Annotated in this window: 24 protein-coding genes; 16 read left to right on the top strand and 8 right to left on the bottom strand. The window is 68.8% G+C overall.

What is annotated here, in order from left to right; genetic code table 11:
• Positions 1–463: 463 nt before the first annotated feature.
• Together AC3IPY_RS19595 and AC3IPY_RS19590 are read left to right on the top strand one after the other, a co-directional pair.
• Entirely contained in the window at positions 464–1,399 is a 936-nt protein-coding gene (locus AC3IPY_RS19595) for a ParA family protein (RefSeq protein WP_489188376.1), read from the top strand.
• Positions 1,399–2,388, top strand: coding sequence for a ParB/RepB/Spo0J family partition protein (locus AC3IPY_RS19590; RefSeq protein ID WP_489185951.1), 990 nt, complete (start codon positions 1,399–1,401; stop codon positions 2,386–2,388). The genes AC3IPY_RS19595 and AC3IPY_RS19590 overlap by 1 nt, the downstream gene beginning before the upstream one ends.
• 193 nt (positions 2,389–2,581) lie before the next feature.
• Here the strand turns inward: AC3IPY_RS19590 and AC3IPY_RS19585 are convergent, their stop codons facing one another.
• The 6 genes from AC3IPY_RS19585 to AC3IPY_RS19560 form a co-directional block, all read right to left on the bottom strand.
• Positions 2,582–3,556 carry a D-alanine--D-alanine ligase family protein gene (locus AC3IPY_RS19585; protein WP_489185950.1) on the bottom strand — a complete coding sequence of 325 codons (975 nt, stop codon included), beginning with the start codon at positions 3,554–3,556 and terminating at the stop codon, positions 2,582–2,584.
• A 17-nt stretch (positions 3,557–3,573) separates the two neighbouring features.
• Positions 3,574–4,896, bottom strand: coding sequence for an aminotransferase-like domain-containing protein (locus tag AC3IPY_RS19580; RefSeq protein WP_489185949.1), 1,323 nt, complete (start codon positions 4,894–4,896; stop codon positions 3,574–3,576).
• A 111-nt stretch (positions 4,897–5,007) separates the two neighbouring features.
• The gene (gene trxA / locus AC3IPY_RS19575) at positions 5,008–5,331 is read right to left on the bottom strand and encodes a thioredoxin (RefSeq protein ID WP_116080086.1); all 324 of its coding nucleotides are present in this window, start codon (positions 5,329–5,331) and stop codon (positions 5,008–5,010) included.
• A 46-nt stretch (positions 5,332–5,377) separates the two neighbouring features.
• Positions 5,378–6,364, bottom strand: a complete 987-nt coding sequence (gene trxB / locus AC3IPY_RS19570) for a thioredoxin-disulfide reductase (RefSeq protein ID WP_489185948.1) — start codon at positions 6,362–6,364, stop codon at positions 5,378–5,380.
• A gap of 206 nt (positions 6,365–6,570) precedes the next feature.
• A complete protein-coding gene (murJ, locus tag AC3IPY_RS19565) occupies positions 6,571–8,193 on the bottom strand; it encodes a murein biosynthesis integral membrane protein MurJ (protein WP_489185947.1) in 1,623 nt (540 codons plus the stop codon).
• A complete protein-coding gene (locus AC3IPY_RS19560) occupies positions 8,186–10,882 on the bottom strand; it encodes a DUF6049 family protein (RefSeq protein ID WP_489185946.1) in 2,697 nt (898 codons plus the stop codon). Before AC3IPY_RS19560 ends, murJ begins: the two co-directional genes overlap by 8 nt.
• A gap of 136 nt (positions 10,883–11,018) precedes the next feature.
• Here AC3IPY_RS19560 and AC3IPY_RS19555 point away from each other — a divergent pair, with 136 nt between their 5' ends.
• From AC3IPY_RS19555 to dnaB, 7 genes are all read left to right on the top strand, one after another.
• Complete coding sequence (locus AC3IPY_RS19555) at positions 11,019–12,449, top strand: CCA tRNA nucleotidyltransferase (RefSeq protein ID WP_489185945.1); 1,431 nt, start codon at positions 11,019–11,021, stop codon at positions 12,447–12,449.
• A gap of 626 nt (positions 12,450–13,075) precedes the next feature.
• Positions 13,076–13,681: a hypothetical protein gene (locus AC3IPY_RS19550; protein WP_489185944.1), complete on the top strand. Its 606-nt coding sequence runs from the start codon at positions 13,076–13,078 to the stop codon at positions 13,679–13,681.
• 274 nt (positions 13,682–13,955) lie between these two features.
• Entirely contained in the window at positions 13,956–14,327 is a 372-nt protein-coding gene (gene rpsF / locus AC3IPY_RS19545) for a 30S ribosomal protein S6 (RefSeq protein WP_055854044.1), read from the top strand.
• A 5-nt stretch (positions 14,328–14,332) separates the two neighbouring features.
• Entirely contained in the window at positions 14,333–14,860 is a 528-nt protein-coding gene (locus AC3IPY_RS19540; RefSeq protein WP_489185943.1) for a single-stranded DNA-binding protein, read from the top strand.
• 79 nt (positions 14,861–14,939) lie between these two features.
• Positions 14,940–15,200, top strand: coding sequence for a 30S ribosomal protein S18 (rpsR, locus tag AC3IPY_RS19535; RefSeq protein WP_022889097.1), 261 nt, complete (start codon positions 14,940–14,942; stop codon positions 15,198–15,200).
• 11 nt (positions 15,201–15,211) lie between these two features.
• Positions 15,212–15,664, top strand: coding sequence for a 50S ribosomal protein L9 (rplI, locus tag AC3IPY_RS19530; protein WP_489185942.1), 453 nt, complete (start codon positions 15,212–15,214; stop codon positions 15,662–15,664).
• Positions 15,665–16,140: 476 nt separating this feature from the next.
• Positions 16,141–17,514 carry a replicative DNA helicase gene (gene dnaB / locus AC3IPY_RS19525; RefSeq protein WP_489185941.1) on the top strand — a complete coding sequence of 458 codons (1,374 nt, stop codon included), beginning with the start codon at positions 16,141–16,143 and terminating at the stop codon, positions 17,512–17,514.
• 695 nt (positions 17,515–18,209) lie between these two features.
• Here the strand turns inward: dnaB and AC3IPY_RS19520 are convergent.
• Positions 18,210–18,884: a TetR/AcrR family transcriptional regulator gene (locus AC3IPY_RS19520; RefSeq protein WP_489185940.1), complete on the bottom strand. Its 675-nt coding sequence runs from the start codon at positions 18,882–18,884 to the stop codon at positions 18,210–18,212.
• A 99-nt stretch (positions 18,885–18,983) separates the two neighbouring features.
• On the opposite strand from AC3IPY_RS19520, the gene AC3IPY_RS19515 reads away from it, so the two are divergent.
• The 3 genes from AC3IPY_RS19515 to AC3IPY_RS19505 all read left to right on the top strand — a co-directional run bounded on the left by AC3IPY_RS19515 (position 18,984) and on the right by AC3IPY_RS19505 (position 21,270).
• Positions 18,984–19,955: an ATP-binding cassette domain-containing protein gene (locus AC3IPY_RS19515; RefSeq protein WP_489185939.1), complete on the top strand. Its 972-nt coding sequence runs from the start codon at positions 18,984–18,986 to the stop codon at positions 19,953–19,955.
• On the top strand, positions 19,952–20,815 hold the full coding sequence (locus tag AC3IPY_RS19510; RefSeq protein WP_489185938.1) for an ABC transporter permease: 864 nt from the start codon (positions 19,952–19,954) through the stop codon (positions 20,813–20,815). Before AC3IPY_RS19515 ends, AC3IPY_RS19510 begins: the two co-directional genes overlap by 4 nt.
• 83 nt (positions 20,816–20,898) lie before the next feature.
• Complete coding sequence (locus AC3IPY_RS19505; protein ID WP_489185937.1) at positions 20,899–21,270, top strand: hypothetical protein; 372 nt, start codon at positions 20,899–20,901, stop codon at positions 21,268–21,270.
• Positions 21,271–21,380: 110 nt separating this feature from the next.
• Here the strand turns inward: AC3IPY_RS19505 and AC3IPY_RS19500 are convergent, their stop codons facing one another.
• A complete protein-coding gene (locus AC3IPY_RS19500; protein WP_489185936.1) occupies positions 21,381–21,992 on the bottom strand; it encodes a dihydrofolate reductase family protein in 612 nt (203 codons plus the stop codon).
• A gap of 204 nt (positions 21,993–22,196) precedes the next feature.
• Between AC3IPY_RS19500 and AC3IPY_RS19495 the strand changes: the two genes are divergently transcribed.
• The 4 genes from AC3IPY_RS19495 to AC3IPY_RS19480 are packed head-to-tail and all read left to right on the top strand — an operon-like array spanning position 22,197 to position 24,604.
• A complete protein-coding gene (locus AC3IPY_RS19495) occupies positions 22,197–22,577 on the top strand; it encodes a PadR family transcriptional regulator (protein WP_489185935.1) in 381 nt (126 codons plus the stop codon).
• 1 nt (position 22,578) lies between these two features.
• Positions 22,579–22,947, top strand: a complete 369-nt coding sequence (locus AC3IPY_RS19490; protein WP_489185934.1) for a DUF1048 domain-containing protein — start codon at positions 22,579–22,581, stop codon at positions 22,945–22,947.
• A complete protein-coding gene (locus AC3IPY_RS19485) occupies positions 22,944–23,843 on the top strand; it encodes an ABC transporter ATP-binding protein (RefSeq protein WP_489185933.1) in 900 nt (299 codons plus the stop codon). The genes AC3IPY_RS19490 and AC3IPY_RS19485 overlap by 4 nt, the downstream gene beginning before the upstream one ends.
• Positions 23,840–24,604 carry an ABC transporter permease gene (locus tag AC3IPY_RS19480; RefSeq protein ID WP_489185932.1) on the top strand — a complete coding sequence of 255 codons (765 nt, stop codon included), beginning with the start codon at positions 23,840–23,842 and terminating at the stop codon, positions 24,602–24,604. The genes AC3IPY_RS19485 and AC3IPY_RS19480 overlap by 4 nt, the downstream gene beginning before the upstream one ends.
• Positions 24,605–24,654: the final 50 nt, after the last annotated feature.

The following is a 24,654-nucleotide window of genomic DNA, read 5'->3' as shown; positions in this document are numbered from 1 at the left end:
TGCGCCGGCCGGGGATGCTGCGCGCGCAGACAACCCCGTGTCAGCGCCGACCTCGGTGCCCGCTCCTGCACTCGCTCCCGTGCCTGCACTCGGAGCCGATCACGATGACGCTACGCACCAGTACGGCGCCGTACAGAATGATCCGGCGGGCGGCACCGCTCCTGCCTCGAGTGAACTCGTCGAGACGAGCACGAGTGATGTTTCACGTGAAACGCCGGAGCCCGAGGGCTCGGACGGCATGCCGAACGCGGGCACGGTCGATGCCGACGCCCCCGAGTCGAGCGTCGAGTCCGTTGGCTCGCACGTTCAACAGGCCTCCGGGGCTCTCTCGATGCCCGAGCCGAAGATCGATGACGTGAAGGTGAGCGAGGCGCCTGCCGCATCGTCGCCGAACTCGACCGATGCCGGCCACGCGTTCGAACCCGACCTGGAGCCCGCGCTCCCCCTTGAACCTGCAGCGGCGATGGCCGCATCCGCACCACCCGTTTCACGTGAAACGGAGCCCGAATACGGAGGAACTCCCCTGGCCGATCAAATTGCCGACGAGACACGTCGGCGCCTCGCACTCGAGACCGCGGTCCTCCCCCTGCCGGCGACGACGCGAGTCTTCACCATCTCGAATCAGAAGGGTGGCGTCGGCAAGACGACGACCGCCGTCAACCTCGCCGCCGCGCTCGCTCGTTCCGGAGCGCATGTGCTCGTGGTGGATCTCGACCCGCAGGGCAACGCGTCGACAGCACTCGGCGTCGACCACCGCTCAGACCAGCAGAGCGTCTACGAGGTCCTCGTCGCCGACCTCGAACTCGCCGCGGTCGTGCGCCCCTCGACGGAGCACGAGCGTCTCGATTGCGTCCCCGCGACGATCCACCTCGCCGGTGCCGAGATCGAACTCGTCTCGCTCGTCGCCCGCGAACAGCGCCTGCGCCGCGCGATCGACAAGCACCTCGCGTCGATGGAACGTCCATACGACTACGTCTTCATCGACTGCCCGCCTTCGCTCGGACTGCTGACCATCAATGCGTTCGTCGCCGCGCGTGAAGTGCTGATCCCGATCCAGTGCGAGTACTACGCACTCGAGGGCCTGTCCCAACTGCTCAGCAATATCGAGCTGATCGAGAAGCACCTCAACTCCGAGCTCCGGCTCTCGACGATCCTGCTCACGATGTACGACTCGCGCACCAACCTGGCGCAACAGGTCGCCCAAGAGGTGCGCGACCACTTCCCGGTCCAGACGCTCGAGACGATCATCCCCCGCTCGGTACGTGTTTCCGAGGCACCGAGTTACGGCCAGAGCGTGATCAGTTACGACTACTCGTCGTCTGGCTCGCTCTCCTATCGCGAAGCAGCCGCAGAGATCGCGCAACGAGCGGCCGTTGCGGCACAGAAGGAAGGCATCTGATGGCGACGAAGCGCACAGGACTCGGCCGCGGCATCGGCGCGCTGATCCCTCAAGGAGACGACACCGCTCGCGCGACGCGCCCGGTGGACGTCTTCTTCCCCGACTCGGATGCCGCGCCGGTCGCTTCCGTATCTGTCGTCGAAGAGGCCACGGGTCCCGAGACGCTCATCGCGGTTCCCGGTGCCCGGCTCGCACGCCTGAACCCCGACGACATCGTTCCGAACGCGGTACAGCCGCGCCATGTCTTCGACCCTGAAGACCTCGCGGAGCTCGTGCACAGCGTTCGCGAGTTCGGCGTGCTGCAGCCGATCGTCGTTCGCCCGCACCCCGACCAACCGGGCAAGTACGAACTCGTCATGGGCGAGCGTCGCCTGCGCGCGACCAAGGAGGCGGGCCTCGACTCCATTCCCGCAGTCGTCAAGGACACGGCGAACGAGGACATGCTGCGTGACGCCCTCCTCGAGAACCTTCACCGCTCGCAGCTCAACGCGTTGGAAGAGGCATCCGCGTACCAGCAACTCCTGGCCGACTTCGGCATCACCCAAGAAGAGCTCGCTTCGCGCATCGGCAGGTCGCGTCCGCAGATCTCGAACACGCTGCGCCTGTTGAAGCTCCCCGAGCCGGTGCAGCTCCGCGTCGCGGCCGGCGTGCTGAGCGCCGGTCACGCCCGGGCCATTCTCGCCACGGGTGGTGACAGTCAGGTGATGCAACGCTTCGCCGACAAGATCGTGAACGAGGAGCTCTCGGTGCGCGCGGCCGAAGCTGCGGCGACGTCGGCTGCGCCGACCAAGGCGAGCAAGCCGAAGCCTTCGGCGGGCAAGCGACAGGACTTCCTCGATGATCTGGCCCGTCGACTCGGCGATCGCCTGAACACGCGCGTCAAGATCAATCTCGGCGCACGAAAAGGCCAGATCAGCATCGATTTCGCGACAGTTCAAGATCTTCGACGCATCCTGACGGATCTCGGCGAGGAACTCGACGGCGTCTGAGGCCGGTCGCGCTCAGAATCGCTCCTGACGAAGCGAAACGGGTGCGAAATGCGCCGAGAATCGGCATCGAACGCGCCCGATCGCCGAGACTCGACGGGTCATCGAGCCGGCCGTCCGACGTGACCGACCTGTGGCGATCAGACGTGGGGGTCGAGCGTCGACCCGGTCGGGCAACGGGTGACGCTCGAAGTCCTCACTCTGCGACGAGCTCGCCCGACCTGTTCACCGCGGCCCGAACGAGACCCGAGTACACCTCGGCGGCAGTCGTGCCCGAGGCGTCGATGGCGAGGGGGAGCAAGGAGGTCTCGGTCAGCCCGGGCATGACGTTCGCCTCGAGGAACCACGGCGTGCCCGCGGCATCCACGATGAAGTCGACACGAGACAGGTCTCGAAGGCCGAGTGCGACGTGCGCGTGCACCGCGGCGGCGGCGACCCTCTCGATGACCGCGGGGTCCAGGCGGGAGGGCGCGTAGAAGGTCGTCTCCCCGGCGTTGTACCGAGCCTGGAAACTGTAGATGCCGTCGGTCGGCTCGATCTCGACCGGGGTGAGCGCGATCGGGCCGGATCCGGTGTCGACGACACCGACGGCGAGCTCGGTTCCGACGATGCGCCGCTCGACGACCACGACGTCGGCGTAGGTGAAGGCCTCGACCATGGCGCGGGGCAGGTCGTTCGAGTCCGTCACGATCGAGACGCCCTGAGCCGATCCGCCCATGGCAGGCTTCACGACGAGGTCGCCTTGAAGGGACTCGCGCACGACCCGCAGCACCGCCGAGGCGCCGAGCTCACGGAAGGACTCGTGCGACAGCACGATCGAGTCCGGAACGGAAGCCCCGCTTGCCGCGATGAGCGAGCTGGCGACCGGCTTCGACCAGGCGCGACGCGCAGCGGATGCGCTCGACCCGACGGTCGGCACGCCGAGCGCGCCGAGCAGGCCGATGAGCGAGCCGTCTTCGCCGCTCGAGCCGTGCAGTGCCGGGAAGACCGCGTCGGGTCGCTCGTTCGAGAGGTACGGCAGCAGACCGGCGTCGGGGTCGCGCAGCACGACCCGATGGCCGGCCGAGGCGAGCGCATCGGCGACGCGGCGTCCCGAACGAAGCGACACGTCGCGTTCGTGGGAGATGCCACCCGCGAGGACGACGACGTGCAGACCGCTGGAATCGCTCATGATCTGGGGTTTCTCCACTACTTCAGGTCGGTCGGGGGCGCCGGTTCGATGCCGGGCTTCGTGGGCAGTTGGAGCGGCCCGGTGCCGGCGAAGGTGTCGAGCAGATCGAGCTCGCCATTGACGACGGTGGCCAGGCGGCGGATGCCGACCCGGATCGCATCGGGCGTCGGATAGCAGAACGACAGGCGCATGGCGTGCCGCCCGCGGCCATCGGCGAAGAACGCGGTTCCGGGCGTGTACGCGACGAGCTCCTTCACCGCGCGAGGCAGCATCTGCTTGGAGTCGAGGACGTCGGGCATGGTGACCCAGACGTAGAATCCGCCGTTGGGGTTGGTCCAGCTGAGCTGGGGCAGGTACTCCCCCAGTGCCTCGATCATCGCGTCCTTGCGTTCGCGGTAGACCCCGCGGAACGTGTCGATCTGGGCCCGCCAGTCGGTCGACGAGAGGTACTCGGAGACCACGAGCTGACTGAACGAGCTCGGCGAGAGGATCGCCGACTCGGCGGCGAGGATGAGCTTCTCGCGGATCGCGTGCGGTGCCAGCGCCCAGCCGACGCGGAACCCGGGCGCGAGTGTCTTCGAGAAGGATCCGAGGTAGATGACACCCTCTGGGTCGAGCGCCCGGAGCGCGTTCGGCGCCGGTTCGTCGAAGTGGAGCAGGCCGTAGGGATTGTCCTCGAGCACGAGGATCTCGTTGGACCGGCAGATCTCGAGGATCTCGGGGCGCCGCTCGGCCGACAAGGTCACGCCGGCGGGGTTGTGGAAGTTCGGGATCGTGTAGAGGAACTTGATGCGTCGGCCCTGTCCGCGCAGGTGCGCGATGGTCTGACGAAGCGCCTCGGGGATGAGGCCGTGCTCATCCATGGCGACGTGCACCACGTTCGCCTGATACGAGCGGAACACACCCATGGCGCCGACGTACGAAGGCGCCTCGGCGAGTACGACATCGCCCGGGTCGAGGAACAGCTTCGCGACGAGATCGAGTGCCTGCTGCGAACCCGTCGAGGTCACGACGTTGTCGACGGAACCCTGGATGCCCTCGAGCGCCATGACGTCGAGGATGTGCTCGCGAAGCGCGGGAATTCCCTGACCAGAGCCGTATTGCAGCGCCGTCGGACCATCGGTGCGCATGACCCGATCCATCGAGGAGATGATGAGCTCCTGCGGCAGGGCGGAGACGAACGGCATGCCGCCGGCGAGGGAGACCACCTCAGGGCGTGACGCGACGGCGAACAGGGCTCGAACCTCGGAGGCGGCCAGACCGGCGGCTCGCTCGGCGTAGTTCGCGTACCACGGGTCGAGGTTGTTGCCGGTCCGCTGGGGGACGCCGTCAGAGGTCACGAGTGCTGATTCCGTTCTGTTCGGGGTTGTTCAATGCTAGTTGCCGCCGCGAACGCAGAAGACCCGCCCGGCGTCTGCCGGGCGGGTCTCGAAGCGCTACGAGGCTGCCGGCTACGCGATGTAGGCGGCGAGGTCGGCCTCGAGGGCGGGCTTCGGCTTGGCGCCGATGACGGTCTTGACGACCTCGCCCTTCTCGAAGACCTTGAATGCGGGGATCGCGGTGATCTGGTACTTCATCGCGAGCTGCGGGTTCTCGTCGACGTTCAGCTTGACGATGTCGAGCTTGTCGGCGTGCTCGGTGGCGATCTGGTCGAGGATCGGGCTGACCGCGCGACACGGTCCGCACCACTCGGCCCAGAAGTCGACGAGAACGGCCTTCTCGTTGTTCAGGACCTCCTGCTCGAAGGTGGCCTCGGTCACGGCACGTGCGGTCATGGTTGTCTCCTCAGTGGTGAAATGTGAAGCGGATGTCGCGTCGCGGTCAGTTCGCGGCGGCGAATTCGGGGGTCACGGACGCCGCGGCCGCGACATCCGTCTCAGGTGCTTTTGGGAGTGCCGCCAGGTAGTGCTCGGCGTCGAGCGCGGCGACCGTGCCCGAACCGGCGGCCGTGATGGCCTGGCGGTAGTGCGGGTCGATGACGTCGCCCGCCGCGAAGACGCCCGGGAGCGAGGTCTTCGACGTGCGACCGTCGACGGCGATGGTGCCCTCGGAGGTCAGCTCGAGCTTGCCGTGCACGAGGTGGGTGCGCGGGTCGTTGCCGATGGCGACGAAGAGGCCGTCGAGCTCGAGCACGCGCTCTTCACCCGTGACGGTGTCGCGCAGGGTCACGCCGGTGACGGCCGTCTCGCCCTGGATCGCGGCGACCTCGGAGTTCCACACGAACTCGATCTTCTCGTTGTCGATGGCGCGCTGCTGCATGATCTTCGACGCCTTGAGCGTGGCACGGCGGTGGATCACGTAGACCTTGTCGGCGAACCGGGTGAGGAAGGTCGCCTCCTCCATGGCGGAGTCGCCGCCGCCGACGACCGCGATCGTCTTCTGGCGGAAGAAGAACCCGTCGCAGGTGGCGCACCACGAGAGGCCGTGGCCCGACAGCACCTCTTCTTCGGGCAGTCCGAGCTTGCGGTAGGCCGAGCCGGTCGCGTAGATGAGAGCGGCGGCCTCGTGCGTCTCGCCGTTGCCGAGCGTGACGCGCTTGACGGGGCCGTCGATGTCGAGCGACACGACGTCGTCGTAGACGACCTCGGTGCCGAACCGCTCGGCCTGCGCCTGCAGCTTGCCCATGAGGTCGGGGCCCATGATGCCCTCGGGGAACCCGGGGAAGTTCTCGACCTCGGTCGTGTTCATCAGCTCGCCGCCGATCTCGACGGAACTCGCGATGAGCAGGGGCTTCAGCTCTGCGCGGGCTGCGTAGATCGCCGCGGTGAAGCCCGCGGGACCAGAGCCGATGATGATGATGTCGCGCAAGGAGGCTCCTGTCGTCGGTCGATGGTTCGTGGCATCCGCATCGCTGGTCGGATGGGAGGCAACGACATGGTCAACACAGTCTAGGCGTCGCGTATTCCGGCGCCGTCGGCGCACGCGGTATGTGACGGATGCCGCGGGGCGGCGCCCGCGCGAACGTCGGCCGGATCCCGTGGCCGGGGGCCGACCCAGCGTCGGTCGGCGTCGCGTCAGTTGCGGCGGAGTCGCGCGACGAGCGGTTCGGCGAAGCCGCGGAGTTCGGGCGAACGGAGCAGCCAGAGCCCGCCGAAGTACACGATGCTCATCACGGCGCCGATGACGGCCATCGAGACGATCGCGGCGAAGACGCTCGAGAAGGCGTAACCATCGAAGGAGGTTCCACCGAGCGCCCACAGCGTGAGAAGACCGGCGATGATCGGCAGGATGAGCGCGAGGGCCGAGCGGCCGAACGCGACGAGGATGCGGCGACCGTCGAGGGGGCCGATGCGGCGCCGCAGCAGCACGACCGCGAGCACCGCCTGGATCGTGCCCGCGACGGTGATGACCACCGCGATGCCGAACGCGACCCAGGCGCTGGGCAGGGGGATGCACGCCAGCGTGCCCGCGACGATGAGCACGACCTGCACGAGGGTGATGAAGAACGGGGTCTTCGTGTCGTGCAGCGAGTAGAAGGTGCGTTGCACGATGAACAGCACGCTGAACGGGATCAGGCCCACGAGGTAGGCGATGACCACCAGGCCGGTCGACCACACGAGCGGCTCGAGCGGTGAGAACACGCGGGCGAAGAGGAACGCGCACACCATGAGCACCGCGGTGGCGATCATGAGGATCACGCCGACACCGCGCACGGCGCTGGAGAGGTCGTCGCGCACCTTCGGGAGGTCGCCGACGGCGGCGTGCTCGCTCATGCGCGTGAAGTACGCGGTGGCGATCGACACGGTGATCACCGAGTGGGGCAGCATGAAGATCAGCCAGGCGGTCTGCTGGATGGCCACCGAAGCCTCGTCGGAGGATGCGGCGGGCGCGCCGACGACGGCGGTCTCGACGAACCCGGCGATCGTGGTGAGCAGCAGCATGCCGAACGTCCAACTGGCGAGACCGGCCGTGGAGCGGAGGCCGACGCCGCGCCACGCGAAGTCGGGCCGGTAGCGGAGCCCCGCTCGGCGCCAGAACCAGAACAGCACGATCGCCTGCACGGCCACGCCGAGCGTGGCGCTCCCAGCGAGGAGGGCGATCATCGCCGGGTCCCAGGCACTCGCGGGCCGTGCCCCCAACGGATCGGTGCCGAAGACGAACGCGAACACGGCGAGCCCTGCGAGGGCGACGACGTTGTTCAGCACCGGGACCCAGGTGAACGGCCCGAAGACGCGCTTGGCGTTCAGCACCTCGCCGAGCAGCGAGTACATGCCGTAGAAGAAGATCTGCGGCAGGCACCAGTAGCCGAACGCGACGGCCAGGGCGAACACACCGTCGCTGAGGCGCCATCCGACGAGCGCCGTCAGGAGCGGGGTGAGCACCGTGGCGATGATCGCGGCGCCCGCGAGGATCACGAACCCGAGGGTCATGACCTTGTTGATGTAGGCGACGCCGCCGTCGCGATGCGCGGTCGAGCGCACGATGAGCGGCACGAGCACCGCGCTCAGCACGCCGCCGGCGACGACCGCGTAGATCGTGTTCGGCAGTTGGTTCGCAATGGCGAACGCATTGGCGCCGGCACCACCGGCGCCGATGACGGCGGCGAGCAGTGCCGCCTTCACGAATCCGAGGACGCGCGAGACGATCGTGCCGGAGGCGAGGAAGAAGCTCGCGCGCCCCAGGCGATCGTCAGTCATCCGTGCGCTCCGTGGTGTCGGTTTCGGTGTCGGTGCTGACCGTCTCGTCGGCGCCGTTCGTGTCGTTGGTGTCGGCCTCGTCGGCCTCGTCGGCCTGGTCGGCCTGGTCGGCCTGGTCGGCCTGGTCGGCCTGGTCGGCCGCGCCGGCGGCCGCCGGATCGACGGGCCCCGTGCCCGCGGCATCCGCTTCGGGTGCTGCGGATGCGGCGCCGCCGGCGGCATCCGCTTCGGGTTCACCGGCGGCGTCTGCTGCAGCCGCCGCTGCCGCGGCCTCTGCGCGCTGGCGGCGACGACGGCGGATGTTGCGCCAGATGCCGATGCCGAAGACCACGACCAGGATGCCGGCGAGGATCGCGGCGCCGAGGCCCTCCCAATCGGCCTGGACGTCGGCCCGGATCACGGCGGTCGAGCCGACCGAGACGCCCGTGGGCGAGGAGAGCGAGACCATGAGCAGCACGTCGCCGTTGCCGACGCCGGCCGCGACGGGCACGACCACGGTGTTGCGCGACGAGGGCTCGACGGTGATCTGCACGGGCTCGTCGACGACGAGGCGACCGTTCGAGGGTGCGACGTCGACCGAGACGGTCACGGCGTAGGCCGACGTGTTCTGCACGGTGATCGGGATGCCGATCGCACTCGCGACGACCAGTACCGTGCTGCTCGGCACGACGGAGACGGAGTCGACGAGCTCGTGCTGCGCCGTGGTCCACTCCGACGCGGTGCCCGCCCACTCGGTCGGTTCGGCGAGCCAACCGACGCCGAGCAGGGCGAGCAGATCGCGTCGCGTCGGGGCGATGAGGTCGTCGGGGTCTTCGAGCACCGTGGCGAACGCATCGACGTCGGCCTCGGCCGAGAGCATGCCGCGCACCAGCGCGAGACGCGCATCGCCCTCGGGGCCGTCGATGAGGGTGCGCGCCATCGGCGGAGCGCCGATCGCCTGGGCGAGACCCGTGGGAGACACGAACGGCGATGCGGCGAGTTCGCCGACGAGATTGCCCGCCCGCTCGGACACCTGGCCGTAGTCGCGACCGAACGTGGCGAGCAGCGGCGTTGCGGAGTCGGCCGCCCCGTCGAGGGAGGCGCGCGCCAGCACCTCGCTCGTCGCGTCGCGCCATTCGACATCGCTCGCGGCCGACGCCGCCGCACGCATCGCCGCCGTCAGGTCGTCGTCGGAGACGATCGCGGTGCCGCCGTCGACGAGTGCGGAGGCGCGCGCACCGGCGCTCGGCTCGACGTTGGCGGCGTCGAGGATCGTCGTCGTCAGGCCTGCGGCGTTGAAGAACGCGATATCGCCGCCCGCGACGGTGCCGTCGGCGGGCCAGGCGATGTCGCCGCGCGTGTAGGGCCAGTCGAGGAGCTCCTCGGTGCTCGGCACGGGGTCGACCGGTTCGGTGGGCGTCGGGGTCGACTCAGCCGGCTCGTCGCCGTCGCCGTCGTCACCGCTGCTGTCGCCGTTGCCGGGCTGGTCGGTCGCCTCGGCGTCGTCGACCCCGTCGACCGGGTCGGCGCCGATCAGACTCGCGTCGCCGCCCGCGGCCGTCGGCACGAAGTCATCGGGATCGAGCACGTCGGCGAACGAGACCGGGGTCAACGGCGCGTCCGCGTCGATCTGGGACTGCACGGCGAGGTCGGCGTCGGCGTACGCGAGCGGGAAGGTCTCGTTCGGCACGTCGGCCAGCCGCTGCAGCCAGTCGAGGGCGTCTTGGGGGGCCGCGTTGCCGAGCGAGCGGATCGAGACGATGATGCGCGGGTCGATGCCGATCGCGATCTCACGGCCCTCGAGCGCATCGAGTTGACGGGTGAGCAGGCCGGTCGGCGCGGTCCACTCGGTCAGGTCGTCGCTGCCGATGAGGCCGGATGTCGCGGCCGGGACGGTCAGCGGAGCGACGAGGGCGATCGGCGCAGCGCCCGCGCCGGGCGAGGCCGTGTTGGCCAGCGCCGAGGTCTGCGTCGAGACGATGAGATCGCCCACGCGGAACTGCGCACCGAGGCCGATCACGGGCGAACCGGCGACGTCTGCGAACGCCTCGGCCGGGACCTTGAACGCGACCTGGGTCACGCCGCCCGCCGCGAGGGAGCGCGTCGGAGCCTCGGCGAGGGGTACCGCGCCCGAGCCGAACGACGTCGTCGCGCCGGCGCCGGCGAGCCAGGCGTCGAGCTCGTCGTCGCTGCCGATCGGGGCGCCGGCGCGCACGAGCTGGACCGTGCCGGCCTCGAGGAAGGAACCCGTCAGGTTCTCGAGTTCGACGGAGACGGCGACGGTGCTGCCGTCGGCGCCGGGCGTGAACGTGGTCGATCCCGTCGGGGCGATGCTGATCTGGACGCCCTCGGAGCCCGCGTCGATCGCGGCGTCGGCCGACGCGATCGTCGAGCCACCGCCGGATGCCTCGCCCGATGCACCGCGGTCGGAACCCGCCGAGGCGGCGCCCACGAGCACGTCGCGGATGCCGGTGACCGCATCGACACCGCCCGCCTGCGCGGCGAGCGGAACGACGACCACGGCCGCGACCCCGAGGGCGGATGCCGCGATCAGCGTGCGACGGACCCAGCGGCGCGGACGGCGCCCGGCCGAGGCATCCGTCGTCGCCTGCGTGGTCGTCGCGTCGGGTGCATCGTGCGCACCCGAAGCGCCGGTGGATCCGAATCGCCTGCGGGCACGACGACGCCCAGCGTTCGAGTCGGCCACCATGCTGGCGATTCTACGGCGTGCGCCCGTGGCGCCCGTGCGGCCATGCACAGGTTCGGACTCGCGGGGTTCGGTGCGGCCACGCGCACCGCGTGCACCGTCGCGTGGCCCCGCGTCGCACCCGAATAGCATTGACGGCATGCAGAGTGTCGCGCAGGCCCTCGCCCGCCTGGGCGAACTCGCCGCTTCGCCGACCGTGTCGAAGCTCGCGGCGGCGTTCGAGCACGCCGGATACGAGCTCGCCCTCGTCGGCGGCCCCGTGCGCGACGCGTTCCTCGGCCGCGCGGTCAACGACCTCGACTTCACGACGGACGCCACGCCCGACGAGATCCTCGCCGTCGTCAAGCCCATCGCCGAGGCCCACTGGGACATCGGCCGGGCGTTCGGCACGATCGGCGCCAAGGTCGCCGGCGAGACGGTCGAGATCACCACCTACCGTGCCGACGCCTACGACGGCGACTCGCGCAAGCCTGAGGTCGTGTTCGGCTCGAGCCTCGAAGACGATCTCGGCCGGCGCGACTTCACCGTCAACTCGCTCGCCCTGCGCCTGCCGAAGCTCGAGCTCGTCGACCCGTCGGGGGGCGTCGAAGACCTGCTCGCGAAGACGCTCCGCACGCCCGCGCCGCCCGAGCGCTCCTTCGGCGACGACCCGCTGCGCATGCTCCGCGCCGCGCGGTTCTCGGCGCAGCTCGGCTTCGAGGTCGAGGCAGGAACGCGCGCGGCCATGGCGGCCCTCGCCCCCGAGATCGACCGCATCTCGGCCGAGCGCGTGCGCGACGAGCTGAGCAAGCTCCTGCTGACCGCGGCGCCTCGCGGCGGCATCCGTCTGCTCGTGGAGTCCGGGCTCGCCGAACGCGTGCTGCCCGAGATCCCGGCGCTGCGCCTCGAGGTCGACGAGCACCACCACCACAAAGACGTCTACGAGCACTCGCTGACCGTGCTCGACCAGGCCATCGACTACGAGGTCTCGCGGGGCGTGCTCGACTCCCCCGACCTCGTCGTGCGCCTCGCTGCGCTGCTGCACGACATCGGCAAGCCGGGCACCCGGCGCCTCGAGTCGGGCGGGGTCGTCTCGTTCCACCACCACGACGTGGTCGGCGCCAAGCTCGCGCGCAAGCGGCTGCGCGCGCTGCGGTTCGACAACGACACGATCGCGGCCGTCTCGCGCCTCATCGAGCTGCACCTGCGGTTCTTCGGCTACGCGGATGCCGCGTGGACGGACTCGGCCGTACGCCGCTACGTCCGCGACGCGGGAGACCAGCTCGAGCGGCTGCACATCCTGACGCGCGCCGACGTCACGACGCGCAACCGCCGCAAGGCCGACCGGCTCGGATTCGCCTACGACGACCTCGAGGAGCGCATCGCCGTGCTCGCCGAAGAGGAGGAGCTCGCGGCCGTGCGCCCCGAGCTCGACGGCGCCGACATCATGCGCCTGCTCGACATCAAGCCGGGGCCGCTCGTGGGCGAGGCCTACCGCTACCTGCTCGAGGTGCGGCTCGACGAGGGACCCATCGGGCCGGATGCCGCGGAGCAGCGCCTGCGCGCCTGGTGGGCCGCCCGCGGCGCCTGACGCTGAGCCCTCGCCCGCGCCCGCGCCCGTCCAGACCTGCATTTCCGTGAACGCGAGTACATACGACGAGAGCGCGGGTGATTCAGGCGCGCACTCGTCGTATGTACTCGCGTTCGATGACGGGCTGCGCGGACGGAGACGTCCTCCACAGGCGAGAACGGGAGTTGGTTGTGCCGCGGTCGTGAAAAGACCGGCACTCCGATGCGTTGCGGCGCGAGCATCGCGGAGTGACGACGAACGAATTCCCCGAGATCCTCCGGGTCGCGGAGGAGGACCGCATCGCCCGCGGTCCGCGCGCGCTTCAGCGCAGAGCGGATGCCGGAGAGCTCGTCCGTGTCCGCACGGGCGCCTACGTCGAAGCATCCGCGTGGCACGCGCAGTCGTTCGAGCGTAAGGAGTTGCTCCGGATCGCAGCTGTTCTGGGTGCCAGGCGGACCGGCGGCATCCTGTTCGGCGAATCCGCGGCGCTGGTGCTCGGGCTTCCGCTCGTCGGTCGAGGCGGCGGCCGGGTGCATCTGCTCTCGGGTACCCATGCGGCACCGCCGAACGGACGCGACATCGTCTGGCACCGCGACACGGTCCCGAGCGAATCGATCATCGAGGTCGACGGATTCCTCGTCACGGACGTGGCGCGCACGGTTCTCGACCTCGCACGTCGGGTGCCGTTTCTCAACGTGGTGCCCGCCCTCGATCGTGGGATCCGGCAGGAATTGAGCCTGCCAGGCATCGGCTACGACGACGGGGGCCTCGTCTCAGTCGATCGTCGCTCGCTCGACGGCGTGCGACCGGAGCGGCTCAGCGAAGCGATCGATCGGATGCGCGGTCAACGAGGTGTCGCGCTCGCACGGAGATCGATCGAGTTCGCCGACGAAAGGTCGGAGTCCCCGGGCGAATCCTTGAGCCGGGCCCAGATCCACGTGCTCGGGTTTCCGCCGCCCGAACTTCAGGTGGAGTTCGCTCGTGACGACGGCGGTGTCGACCGGGTGGACTTCGATTGGCCGGAATACCGGATCTGCGGAGAGTTCGACGGGAAGGTCAAGTACTTCCGTGAAGAGATGCTCGGTGACCTCACGCCGAACGAGGTCGTGTGGAACGAGCGTCAGCGGGAACGGAGGCTCAAGCGGGGGCACGACCGAGAGACGGCCCGATGGATCTGGAGCGACACGATGGGAGCGGCGGACGGCCTGCGCGAGGAACTCCTGGCGGCGGGCGTCTACCGCGTGTGTCGCTGACCGCCGGCGCCGCGCGAGGGCGTGAACGCGAGTACATGCGACGAGACAGCGCATCCGGAGAGCGCGCACTCGTCGCATGTACTCGCGTTCGACGGGGGAACGCCCGCGGGGCGGGCGGAGGCCGCGGGCGCGAATGGCGCCGGCACGCGGCATCCGCTAGACTGTCAAGGTTGCCCGTGCGCCTCGAATGTGAGGCCTCCTCGGGTGGCGTATGCACAACCCTCCTGCTGCAGAGATCCTGTAGCCGTTTGAGTCCGAAGGAGGTGGGTTAGTCATGCACCAGTACGAGCTGATGGTTATCCTCGATCCAGAGATCGATGAGCGCACCGTTGCTCCCAGCCTTGACAAGTTCCTCAACGTCATCCGAAACGATGGCGGCAGTGTCGACAAGGTCGACATCTGGGGACGTCGTCGTCTGGCCTACGAGATCAACAAGAAGAACGAGGGCATCTACGCCGTCGTCGACTTCACCGCCGAGTCCAAGACCACCGACGAGCTCGACCGCCAGCTGAACCTCAGCGAGGCAGTCATGCGCACGAAGGTGCTCCGCGCAGAAGAGGCGATCGCACAGGTCGCCGCTCACGCGAAGGCTCAGGAAGAGAAGGCCGCCAAGAAGGCTGCCGCTTCGGCCAAGAAGGACGCCTAGTCCCCATGGCAGGCGAGACCATCATCACTGTGGTGGGCAACCTCACGGCAGATCCCGAGCTGCGCTACACGCAGGGCGGACTGGCGGTTGCCAACTTCACCATCGCTTCCACTCCCCGGACGTTCGATCGTCAGGCGAACGAGTGGAAGGACGGCGAAGCGCTGTTCCTGCGCGCGAGCTGCTGGCGTGAATTCGCCGAGCACGTGGCCGGTTCACTCACCAAGGGTTCCCGGGTCATCGCTACCGGACGTCTCAAGCAGCGTTCCTACGAGACGAAGGAAGGCGAGAAGCGCACCAGCATGGAGTTGGAGATCGACGAGATCGGTCCCTCGCTCCGGTACGCCACGGCTTCCATCACGCGTGCACAGTCCAACCGCGGCGCGGTCGGCGGCGGCGGCAACTCCTTCGGGGGCGGCGGCCAGCAGTCCGGCGGCGACGCATGGGCTCCCAGTGCTCCCGCAGCGCCCCAGTCGGGCGGCGGCGACGTCTGGAACACGCCCGGAACGAACTACGGCGACGAGACGCCCTTCTAGGCCCAAGGGCCGGTGAACGGATGCCGCCAGCCGGGGCATCCGCTCGCACATCGTTTTCTACAGACAGACAGGAAATCCAATGGCTGGAAAGAGCAGCGGCGACCGCCGCAAGCCGAGCCGCGGGAAGGGCGCGAAGAACGCCGCCCCGGCGAAGTCGATCAAGGTCGGCATCATCGACTACAAGGACGTTGCGACCCTTCGCAAGTTCATCTCCGAGCGTGGAAAGATCCGCGCCCGCCGCATCACCGGTGTCTCCGTGCAGGAGCAGCGCCTCATCGCCCGTGCCGTGAAGAACGCACGCGAGATGGCTCTCCTGCCCTACTCGGGCTCCGGCCGCTAAGGAGCACGACAATGGCAAAGGTTATTCTCACGCACGAGGTCACCGGCCTCGGCACGGCCGGCGACGTCGTCGAGGTCAAGAACGGCTACGCGCGCAACTACCTGGTTCCCCAGGGCTTCGCGACGCCGTGGACCCGCGGTGGCGAGAAGCAGGTCGAGCAGATCAAGGCCGCTCGCGCGGCTCGCGCCCTGCACTCGCTCGAAGACGCGCAGGCCCTCAAGGCCGCGCTCGAGTCCACCAAGGTCAAGCTCGCCGTCAAGGCGGGCGTCGGCGGACGCCTCTTCGGCTCCGTCAAGACCGCGGATGTCGCGGCTGCGGTCGAGGCCGCCGGCCTCGGCTCGGTCGACAAGCGCAAGGTCACCATCCCCACGCCGATCAAGTCGACCGGCGACCACGAGGCCATCGTGCGTCTGCACGACGAGCTCTCGGCCACGATCACCCTCCAGGTGGTCGCCGCGAAGTAATTCGCGCACGCACGACGAGCGGCGGTTCGGGCTTCGGCCCGGGCCGCCGTTTCGCGTCTCCGAGACCCTGGTTCCGCGCGTTTCAACACCCTTGAACGCAAGGATTCTTCAGCGTTTCCTGTGATCGTTGTACACAGGCGGGGTATCGCACACCGTGGAGTTCTCAAGAAGTTTTTCCACACAGGTGTGGAAACTCGAAATGCCTGATCATTCTGAAATTCAACCCATGTAATTCTCACTATTTCCACAGATATCCACAGGCTGATTGCACATGTTCCACGGCGTTTCGCCCAGATTGTCCCCAGAGTTATCCACAGGCTGGGTTGTGCTGTGGAGATCGCTTCCATATCGTGAAGCAGCGTCCCTCGATTCCCCCGGTTCTCCACGACGGGAAACCCCATGTCAGTGGTTCCCCGCAGACTCGGTCGTGGGCGCACATCACGCAGCCCGGGCGGCTGGAACCGGAGGTCATTGAGTTGTCGATCGCGCACATCGGGCTCGCCGAACCGACCGACGACGGTGACGCCCGCCGCGGCGAACGAGTGCCTCCGCATGACCTCCTCGCAGAGCAGAGCGCCCTCGGCGGCATGATGCTCTCGAAAGACGCCGTCGCCGATGTCATCGAAACCATCCGCGGTGTCGACTTCTACGTGCCGAAGCACGAGGTCGTGTTCAACGCGATCCTCACCCTGTACTCGCACGGCGAGCCGACCGACGTCATCGCCGTCACCGACGAACTCACCAAGACCGGCGAACTGCAGCGCGCCGGCGGCATCGAGTACCTGCACACGCTCACGAGCATCGTGCCCACCGCCGCCAACGCCGGCTTCTACGCCTCGATCGTCGCCGAGCGGGCGCTGCTGCGTCGCCTCGTCGAGGCCGGCACGCGCATCGTGCAGATGGGCTACGCGGGCGAGGGCGAGGTCGTCGACCTCGTCAACAACGCCCAGGCCGAGATCTACTCGGTCACCGGCTCGGTCGAGACCGAAGACTACGTGCCGCTCTCCGACGCGGTCGCGGTCGCCATCGACGAGATCGAGGCCGCCAAGCACACCGACGGCAAGTTCACCGGTGTTCCCACCGGATTCGCCGACCTCGACGACCTGACCAACGGGTTCCACCCCGGCCAGATGATCATCGTCGCCGCACGACCCGCCATGGGAAAGTCCACACTCGCCCTCGACTTCGCGCGAGCCGCCGCGATCACCAACGACCTCCCGGCCGTGTTCTTCAGCCTCGAGATGGGCAAGAGCGAGATCGCGATGCGCCTGCTCTCGGCCGAGGCATCCGTGCCCCTGCAGAACATGCGCAAGGGCACCGTCGACTCGCGCGACTGGACGACCATCGCCTCGACGCGCGGCCGCATCAACGACGCGCCGCTCTACATCGACGACTCCCCCAACATGACGCTCGTCGAGATCCGCGCCAAGTGCCGTCGTCTCAAGCAGCGCGTGGGCCTCAAGATGGTGGTCATCGACTACCTGCAGCTCATGACGAGCGGCAAGCGCGTCGAGAGCCGCCAGCAAGAGGTCTCGGAGTTCTCGCGTGCGCTGAAGCTCCTCGCGAAAGAGCTGCAGGTGCCGGTCATCGCGCTTTCACAGCTGAACCGTGGCCCCGAGCAGCGCGCCGACAAGATGCCGGCCCTCAGCGACCTGCGAGAGTCGGGCTCGATCGAGCAGGACGCCGACATGGTGATCCTGCTCCACCGCGAGGCCGCCTACGAGCGCGACAGCCCGCGCGCGGGCGAGGCCGACCTGATCGTGGCCAAGCACCGGAACGGCCCCACGCGCACCATCACCGTCGCGTTCCACGGGCACTTCTCCCGCTTCGCGGACATGGTGCAGGGGTAGCTCGCGGGCAGGTGTCACGGCCCACCGGGCTCATGGCGTGGCGCCGCCGGGAGGCCGGCGCAACTCGACGCTGAGCACCGTGGGCGGAGCGTCCGGATACTGCTGCACGTCGATCCGTCTGACTCCGCACTCGGCGCATCGCACGTAGAGAACACGACCCTCTGATGTGGAGTGCGCCGACTCCACGATCCACCCGTGCTCATGACCCGTGAGCAGTCTGTGCGATGCCTGGACCGCGGCATCCGTGCTCACGCCGCTCGTTCTGCCCGTTGCGGGCGCTCTCATGTCCATGCTCCGAGCCTGCCGTCTCCGCGCGCTCGCCGGCAGCCCCCGGCCGGCCGATTCGCGCAGCCCCCAGCCGACCGATGCGCGCATCCACCGACCGGTGGATGCGCGGGATCCCGGACGTCGTCGGCCCGCTTTCAGGGTTCGTCAGGTGAGCGATTCGAGCGCCTCGATGATGAAACGCGCCGCCCGGATGCTCGGGAACACCCTCGTCGCGTATGCGCGAACCTACGCGCGCGCAGTTGACACCTTGTGGACGGCGTGTGGATGCGGCACTCCCGACCACCGGCGGACGCCCGGGCCGGGGTCTCGGATAGTTGTCGGAAGATCAGGTCTCCGCCCTGGAGGGCGGCCCGCCAGGCCGACTGTTCGTCAGTCGACCTGTAATCGGCCCCGGGCAGCGCCGCCCATCAACGGCGAATACCGCGGATGAGCCGGTCGAGGCCCCGCTCGAAGAGCCGATCAGGACTCGACTCGGTGGGGTCCGACTGCATGAGCGCCGTGATCGCGTGGGCGAGGTGAGGTCGATGCTGGTCGGCGGCGATCGAGGCGAAATGCCGGAGTCGAGCTGCGGCGTCGGCGTCTGCGGGCTGCTGCTCGAGTCGGGCGAAGGTGGCGAGCCAGGCGTTCATGAGACCGATGAACTCGATCTTCTCCTGCGCCTCGAGCCCGGTCGGCTCGAGCGCGGCGAGGAAGAACTCCATGTAGTCCAGCGTGTTCGGTCCCCATGATGCGTGGGGCGCGAGTTCCGCGCACCAGCGATGCCGGCCGTAGACGCCACGGACGCGACCGGCGATGAGGGCGAGGTCCGCGCGCCAATCGCCCGACGGTGCGCTCGGCAGCGCGTACTCGGCGGCGACGGCATCGACCATGAGGTCGTAGAGGTCGTCTTTGCGTTCGATGTACCGGTAGAGGGAGGCGGCGCCGGCGCCGAGCTCGGTGGCCACCGAGCGGATCGAGACGGCCTCGATGCCGTTCGCGTCGCCGAGCGCGATGGCGGCGCGCGCGATGTCGTCGAGGGTGTGCGCGGGGCGCGGGCCCTTGCGCGCCTGCCGGTCTCGGCTCCAGATGACCTCGTGCGTCATTCGCATCACGCTCACTCTGCATGTCGGATCAATTTGCTGCGATCAGTGTTCCCAGTATATGGTGCAGGTACCGCGAACACTGATCGCTGAAGGAGTCGCATGTACCCGACGTCACCGCCGGTCATCGCCGTGGAGGGCCTGACGAAGACCTACGGCAGAGGCCCCCAGGCGGTCATGGCCCTGCGGGGAATCGACCTCGAAGTCGAGCAGGGCTCCGTGTTCGGCCTGCTCGGAGCCAACGGGTCGGGCAAGTCGACGCTCGTCCGCGTGCTCTCGACGTTGGCCGCGCCCACGACCGGGCGGGTCTTCCTCGGCGGCATCGACGTCGTCGCGGACCCGAAACGGGCGCGTGCCGCGATCGGCGTCACGGCGCAGCAGACCACGCTCGATCAGCGGCTCAGCGGGCGGGAGAACCTCATCGTCTTCGGCAGGCTCTGCGGGCTCTCCGGAGCTGCCGCCCGGGTTCGCGCAGACGAACTCCTCGAGAGGTACGCGCTCGCCGAGGCATCCGCCCGCCCGGTCAGCACCTACTCCGGTGGCATGCGGCGGCGCCTCGACATCCTCGCCAGCCTCATCCTGCGACCGTCCGTGCTGTTCCTCGACGAGCCCACGACGGGTCTCGATCCGCGGAGCCGCAACGTTATCTGGGCCACGGTGAGGGAACTCGCCGGACGCGGGACCACCGTCTTCCTCACGACCCAGTACCTCGACGAGGCCGACCAGCTCGCGCAGCGCGTGGTCCTGCTCGACGCGGGCCGGGTCGTCGCCGACGGCACGCCCCGATCACTCAAGGAGCGCATCGGGGTGCGGCTCACGGTGGTCCTCGAAGAGGAGGCGCCGGCCGAAGTGGCATCCGCCCTGCTCGAGCAGATCGGCGTGCGAGACGTCACCGTCGACTCCACGCTCGAGGCGCCTACGATCTCCGGCCTGGTCCAGGCGGGATCACTGACGCTGCCCGCGCTCCTCGACGGCCTGGTCAGCGCCGGGGTCCGCGTCGCCGACATCGGCCTGCACGAACCCACCTTGGACCAGGCATACCTCGCCCTCACAGAAGAAGGAGCCCGCGGATGACCCGCCAGACCCCTGCGGCGACCGACCCGGCGACCGAAGCCGCGAGCACGCCGAGGACCTCGTCGATCGTGCCGCGAAGGCGAACCCCCTTCGCCGACGGCACGACCATCGTCTACCGGAACCTGCTCGCGCTCCGACGCAATCCGGCGCTCGTCGCGGCCAATCTGGTGGGTCCGATCAGCATGGTGCTGCTCTTCGGCTACGTCTTCGGCGGAGCCTTGGCCGGCGGTGGCGATGCGGCCGCCTATCGGGAGGCACTCGTGCCCGCGGCATTCGTGCTCATCGCGGGAACCGGACTCATCATGGCCGCGGGCTCCGCAGCCCTCGACGTGCAGAACGGCGTCACCGAACGCTTCCGGTCGCTTCCCATGCAGCGCATCGCCGTGCCGTTCGGCCAGGCCGGGAGTCAGTCGATCCTCTCCCTCCTCTCGCTCGCCGTCATGGCCGGCCTCGGCGTCATCGTCGGTTGGCGCATCCACTCCGATGTCGTGTCGGCCGCCGCCGCGTTCGTGCTGCTGCTGTTCTTCGGATACGCGCTGAGCTGGGTCGGGATCTTCCTGGGGCTCGTGATCCGGAACGTGGAGATCGTCCAGCAGCTCTCCGCACCGATCTTCGGGCTCGTGATGCTCTCCAATGCATTCGTGCCCACCGAGACGATGCCCCCCGTCATTCGCGAGGTCGCCGAGTGGAGTCCGTTCAGCGCGGCGATCACCGCGGTGCGAGACCTCTTCGGCAACGGAACCGTTCCCGATGGGCCGCTGCCGCTCGCGCATCCGGTGCTCACCACGGTCGTGTGGTCGATCGCGCTGATCGCGGTCTTCGCGCCCCTGGCATCGCGGCGCTACGCGAAGCGGGACTGAACGGCCCGCGGATGCCTCGTGGTCGCCGAGATGAGCGACCTTCAGGTCTAGCCGCGCGTGACGATCGCGCGTAGCGTCGAGCCATGGCGAAGCTCATCGAGAACCTGGCGGAATCGGTGCCCGCGTGGGGCGCGAAGGTGGCATACGGCGAGAAGACCACGGTCGACGGGCGGGAACTCGTGCCCGTCGCGCTCGTGGCATTCGGCTTCGGCGGGGGTGAGGGTTCGGGCGACATGGCGGCGACCGAGAAGACCCCGGCAGGCAAGGGCGACGGAAGCGGCGGTGGCGGCGGTGGCTACTCGGTGCCGATCGGCGCGTACATCGGCGGCCCCGATGGCCTGAAGTTCAGGCCCAACACCATCGCCCTGATCGTCGCGGCCGTGCCCCTGGTGTCCGCGCTCGGCGCAGGATTGGCCGCGATCATCGCGGCGAGGCGCTTCATGAGCGGGCGCTGAGCTCGCAGCGCGAACACCTCGACATCGGCCGAGATCGAGGCGGCCGAGCGGATGCCTCGGACCCGATGTTCAGGTGCAGATGACCGAGCGGCGGTGGCGGGCGGCGCGGCCTACGCGCGATCGACGCGCCAGCGCATGAGCACGTTGCCCGACTCGGGCCAGGCGCGGGTGTCGAGGAGCTTCAGCGCCACGGGCGGCCGCGCGTCGAACAGCGGCACTCCCCCGCCGCCGATCAGCGGGAACGTGACGAGATGCAGTTCGTCGACGAGCCCGGCCTGCATCAGGTCGTTCCAGAGGATTCGGCCGAGCAGGATCAGGATGTCGCGGCCCTCGCCCTGCTTGAGCGCGGCGACCTCGGCGCGCGCATCGGCGACGGCGACGATGCGCGTGTTCGGGTAGGGCGCGAGGTCTTCGGCGGTGATGGTGTCGGAGACGACGACCTTCTCGACCCGCTCGAAGAGCTCGGCGAACCGGCGCCTGATCTCGGTCGCGGCAGGGTCGCCGCGGACGCCCGCCCAGTAGGAGAGCTGGCCCAGCGAAGACCGGCGACCCGAGAGCAGCACGGTGCCGGCCTCGGCGAGCAGGCTCGTCGTGTAGTGGTCGAACGAATCGGCCAGGTGGTAGTCGGGATGCTGGTGCTCGAAGAACGAGACGATGTCGTGTTCGTCGTCTTCGTACCGTCCGTCGACCGTGACGAAGTTGCAGACCGTGAGGTTTCGCATGGGGCGACGTTAGCGCTGTGCGCCGACACGGTCGCCACTGCACCGCGCACGAGGCATCCGCTCGGCAGCGTGCCCGCCACGGGGCATCCGCTCGCCCCGCGTCGCGCCGCGACATCCGATTCACTATTCAGTGTTGCTATCTACCGGTACTCGTGCTTACTATGTACCAGTAGTCAGCGATACCGAGTAGTAAAGGAGGGGTCCATGGGCAAGCAGAGCACCGAGATGCTGAAGGGCACGCTCGAGGGCATCGTGCTCGCGATCCTGGCCGTGCAGCCGGCATACGGATACGACATCACGGCCCGGCTGCGCGACCAGGGCTTCACCGACATCGCCGAGGGCACCGTCTACGCCCTGCTCGTGCGCATCGAGCAGCGCGGCCTCGTCGACGTCGAGAAGGTTCCGTCCGAGAAGGGTCCGCCGCGCAAGGTGTACTCGCTCAACGCGCAGGGCGCCGAGGTGCTCGACGAGTTCTGGGGCACGTGGAGCTTCCTCGCCGAGCGCATCGAGCACCTGCGTCAGCAGATCGACGGCACCGACACCGATGACACCAATGACACCGAGAACCAGAACGAAGGAGCCTGACATGGCCGCCAAGTGGATCGAGACCCTCACCGGATCGCTCGAGCAGAAGAAGCAGTACAAGCAGTACCGGGCCCGCATCGACGCCCTGCCCGAGCCGTACCTCACCGTCGCCAAGGCGGTCGACCGGTACCTCATGTATGCGAGCGGCATCACCGACGGCGACACGCTCGTCGCGATGCTCGGCGACGCGGCCGACCTCTGGGAGCGCGCGGCCGTCGACGGCACGCCGGTGCGCGACATCGTCGGCCAGGATCCGGTCGAGTTCGCCGAGGCGTTCGCCGCGGCGTACACCGGCAAGCAGTGGATCGACAAGGAGCGCGCCCGCCTGACGAAGGCGGTCGACGATGCCGAGAGGGGTGAGCCGCGATGACCACCGAACCCGCCGTAGGGGTGGCCGAACCCGCCATCCGCGTCCGCGGAATCGAGAAGTCGTTCAACGATCTGCAGGTGCTCCGAGGCGTCGACTTCGAGGTCGAGCGGGGTGGCATCTTCGCGCTGCTCGGCTCGAACGGCGCCGGCAAGACCACGCTGGTGCGCATCCTCTCCACCCTGATGAAGGCGGATGCCGGTGCGGCGACGGTGCACGGATTCGATGTCGTCGCCCAGCCGGACGAGGTGCGCGAGTCGATCAGCCTCACCGGCCAGTTCGCCGCCGTCGACGAGGTGCTCACCGGGCGCGAGAACCTCGTGCTGGTCGCGAGGCTGCGGCACCTGAAGAACCCCGGCGGCATCGCCGACGACCTGCTCGCGCGGTTCTCGCTCACCGAGGCGGGCGGCCGCAGGGCCGGCACGTACTCGGGCGGCATGCGCCGCCGGCTCGACATCGCGATGAGCCTGATCGGCGACCCGCCGGTCGTCTTCCTCGACGAGCCGACGACCGGACTCGACCCGCAGGCGCGCATCGAGGTGTGGCAGACGGTGAAGCAGCTCGCCGACGGCGGCACGACCGTGCTGCTGACCACCCAGTACCTCGACGAGGCGGAGCAGCTCGCCGACCGCATCGCGATCCTGCATCGCGGCACGATCATCCAGAACGGCACCCTCGCCGAGCTCAAGCGGCTCCTGCCGGTCGCGAAGGTCGAGTACGTCGAGAAGCAGCCCTCGCTCGAGGAGGTCTTCCTCGCGCTCGTCGGCGAGACGGGCGGGGCGGACCCGGCCGACGTCGCGAGCGGCGCGACCGGCGAGATGGATGCCGCGGGCACGGCCGACGTCGCGAGCGGGGCCGGCTCCGGAGCATCCGCTTCGCATGAGAGGAGTGCACGATGACCACCCACGTCCTCAGCGACACGCGCGCCCTGACCGGCCGCTCGCTGACCCACATCCTGCGCAGCCCCGACACGATCATCACCACGGCGGTCACGCCGATCGCCCTGATGCTGCTGTTCGTCTACGTTCTCGGCGGGGCGATCAGCACGGGGTCGAACGCGTCGTACATCGACTACATGCTCCCGGGCATCCTGCTCATCACGATCGCGTCGGGCGTCGCGTACACCTCGTACCGCCTGTTCCTCGACCTGCAGGGCGGCATCTTCGAACGCTTCCAGTCCATGCCGATCGCGAGGTCGAGCGTGCTCTGGGCGCATGTGCTCACCTCGCTCGTGGCGAACCTGGTGTCGGTCGCGATCGTGGTCGGCGTCGCGCTGATCATGGGCTTCCGCACCGGTGCATCCGTCGGCGGATGGCTCGCCGCGGCCGGGATCCTCGCACTGTTCACCCTCGCGCTGACCTGGCTCGCCGTGGTCGCCGGGCTGTCGGCGAAGACCGTCGACGGGGCGAGCGCGTTCAGCTACCCGCTGATCTTCCTGCCGTTCATCAGCTCGGCGTTCGTGCCCACCGACTCGATGCCGGCCCCGGTCGCCTGGTTCGCCGAGAACCAGCCGGTGACCTCGATCGTCGACACGCTGCGGGCGCTCTTCGCCGGCCAGCCGGTGGGCGGCGACATCTGGGTCGCGCTCGCGTGGCTCGTGGGCATCCTGCTCGTCGCGTACGTCTGGGCGGTCTCGATCTACCGCCGCAAGTTCCGCTGAGGTACTGCTCGTGTCGGTCGACCCGACCGCCGGAGCAACCGTTGGAGCAA

The organism is Agromyces sp. GL_144 (assembly GCF_057834305.1).
This window is presented reverse-complemented; position numbering and strand designations above follow the sequence as displayed.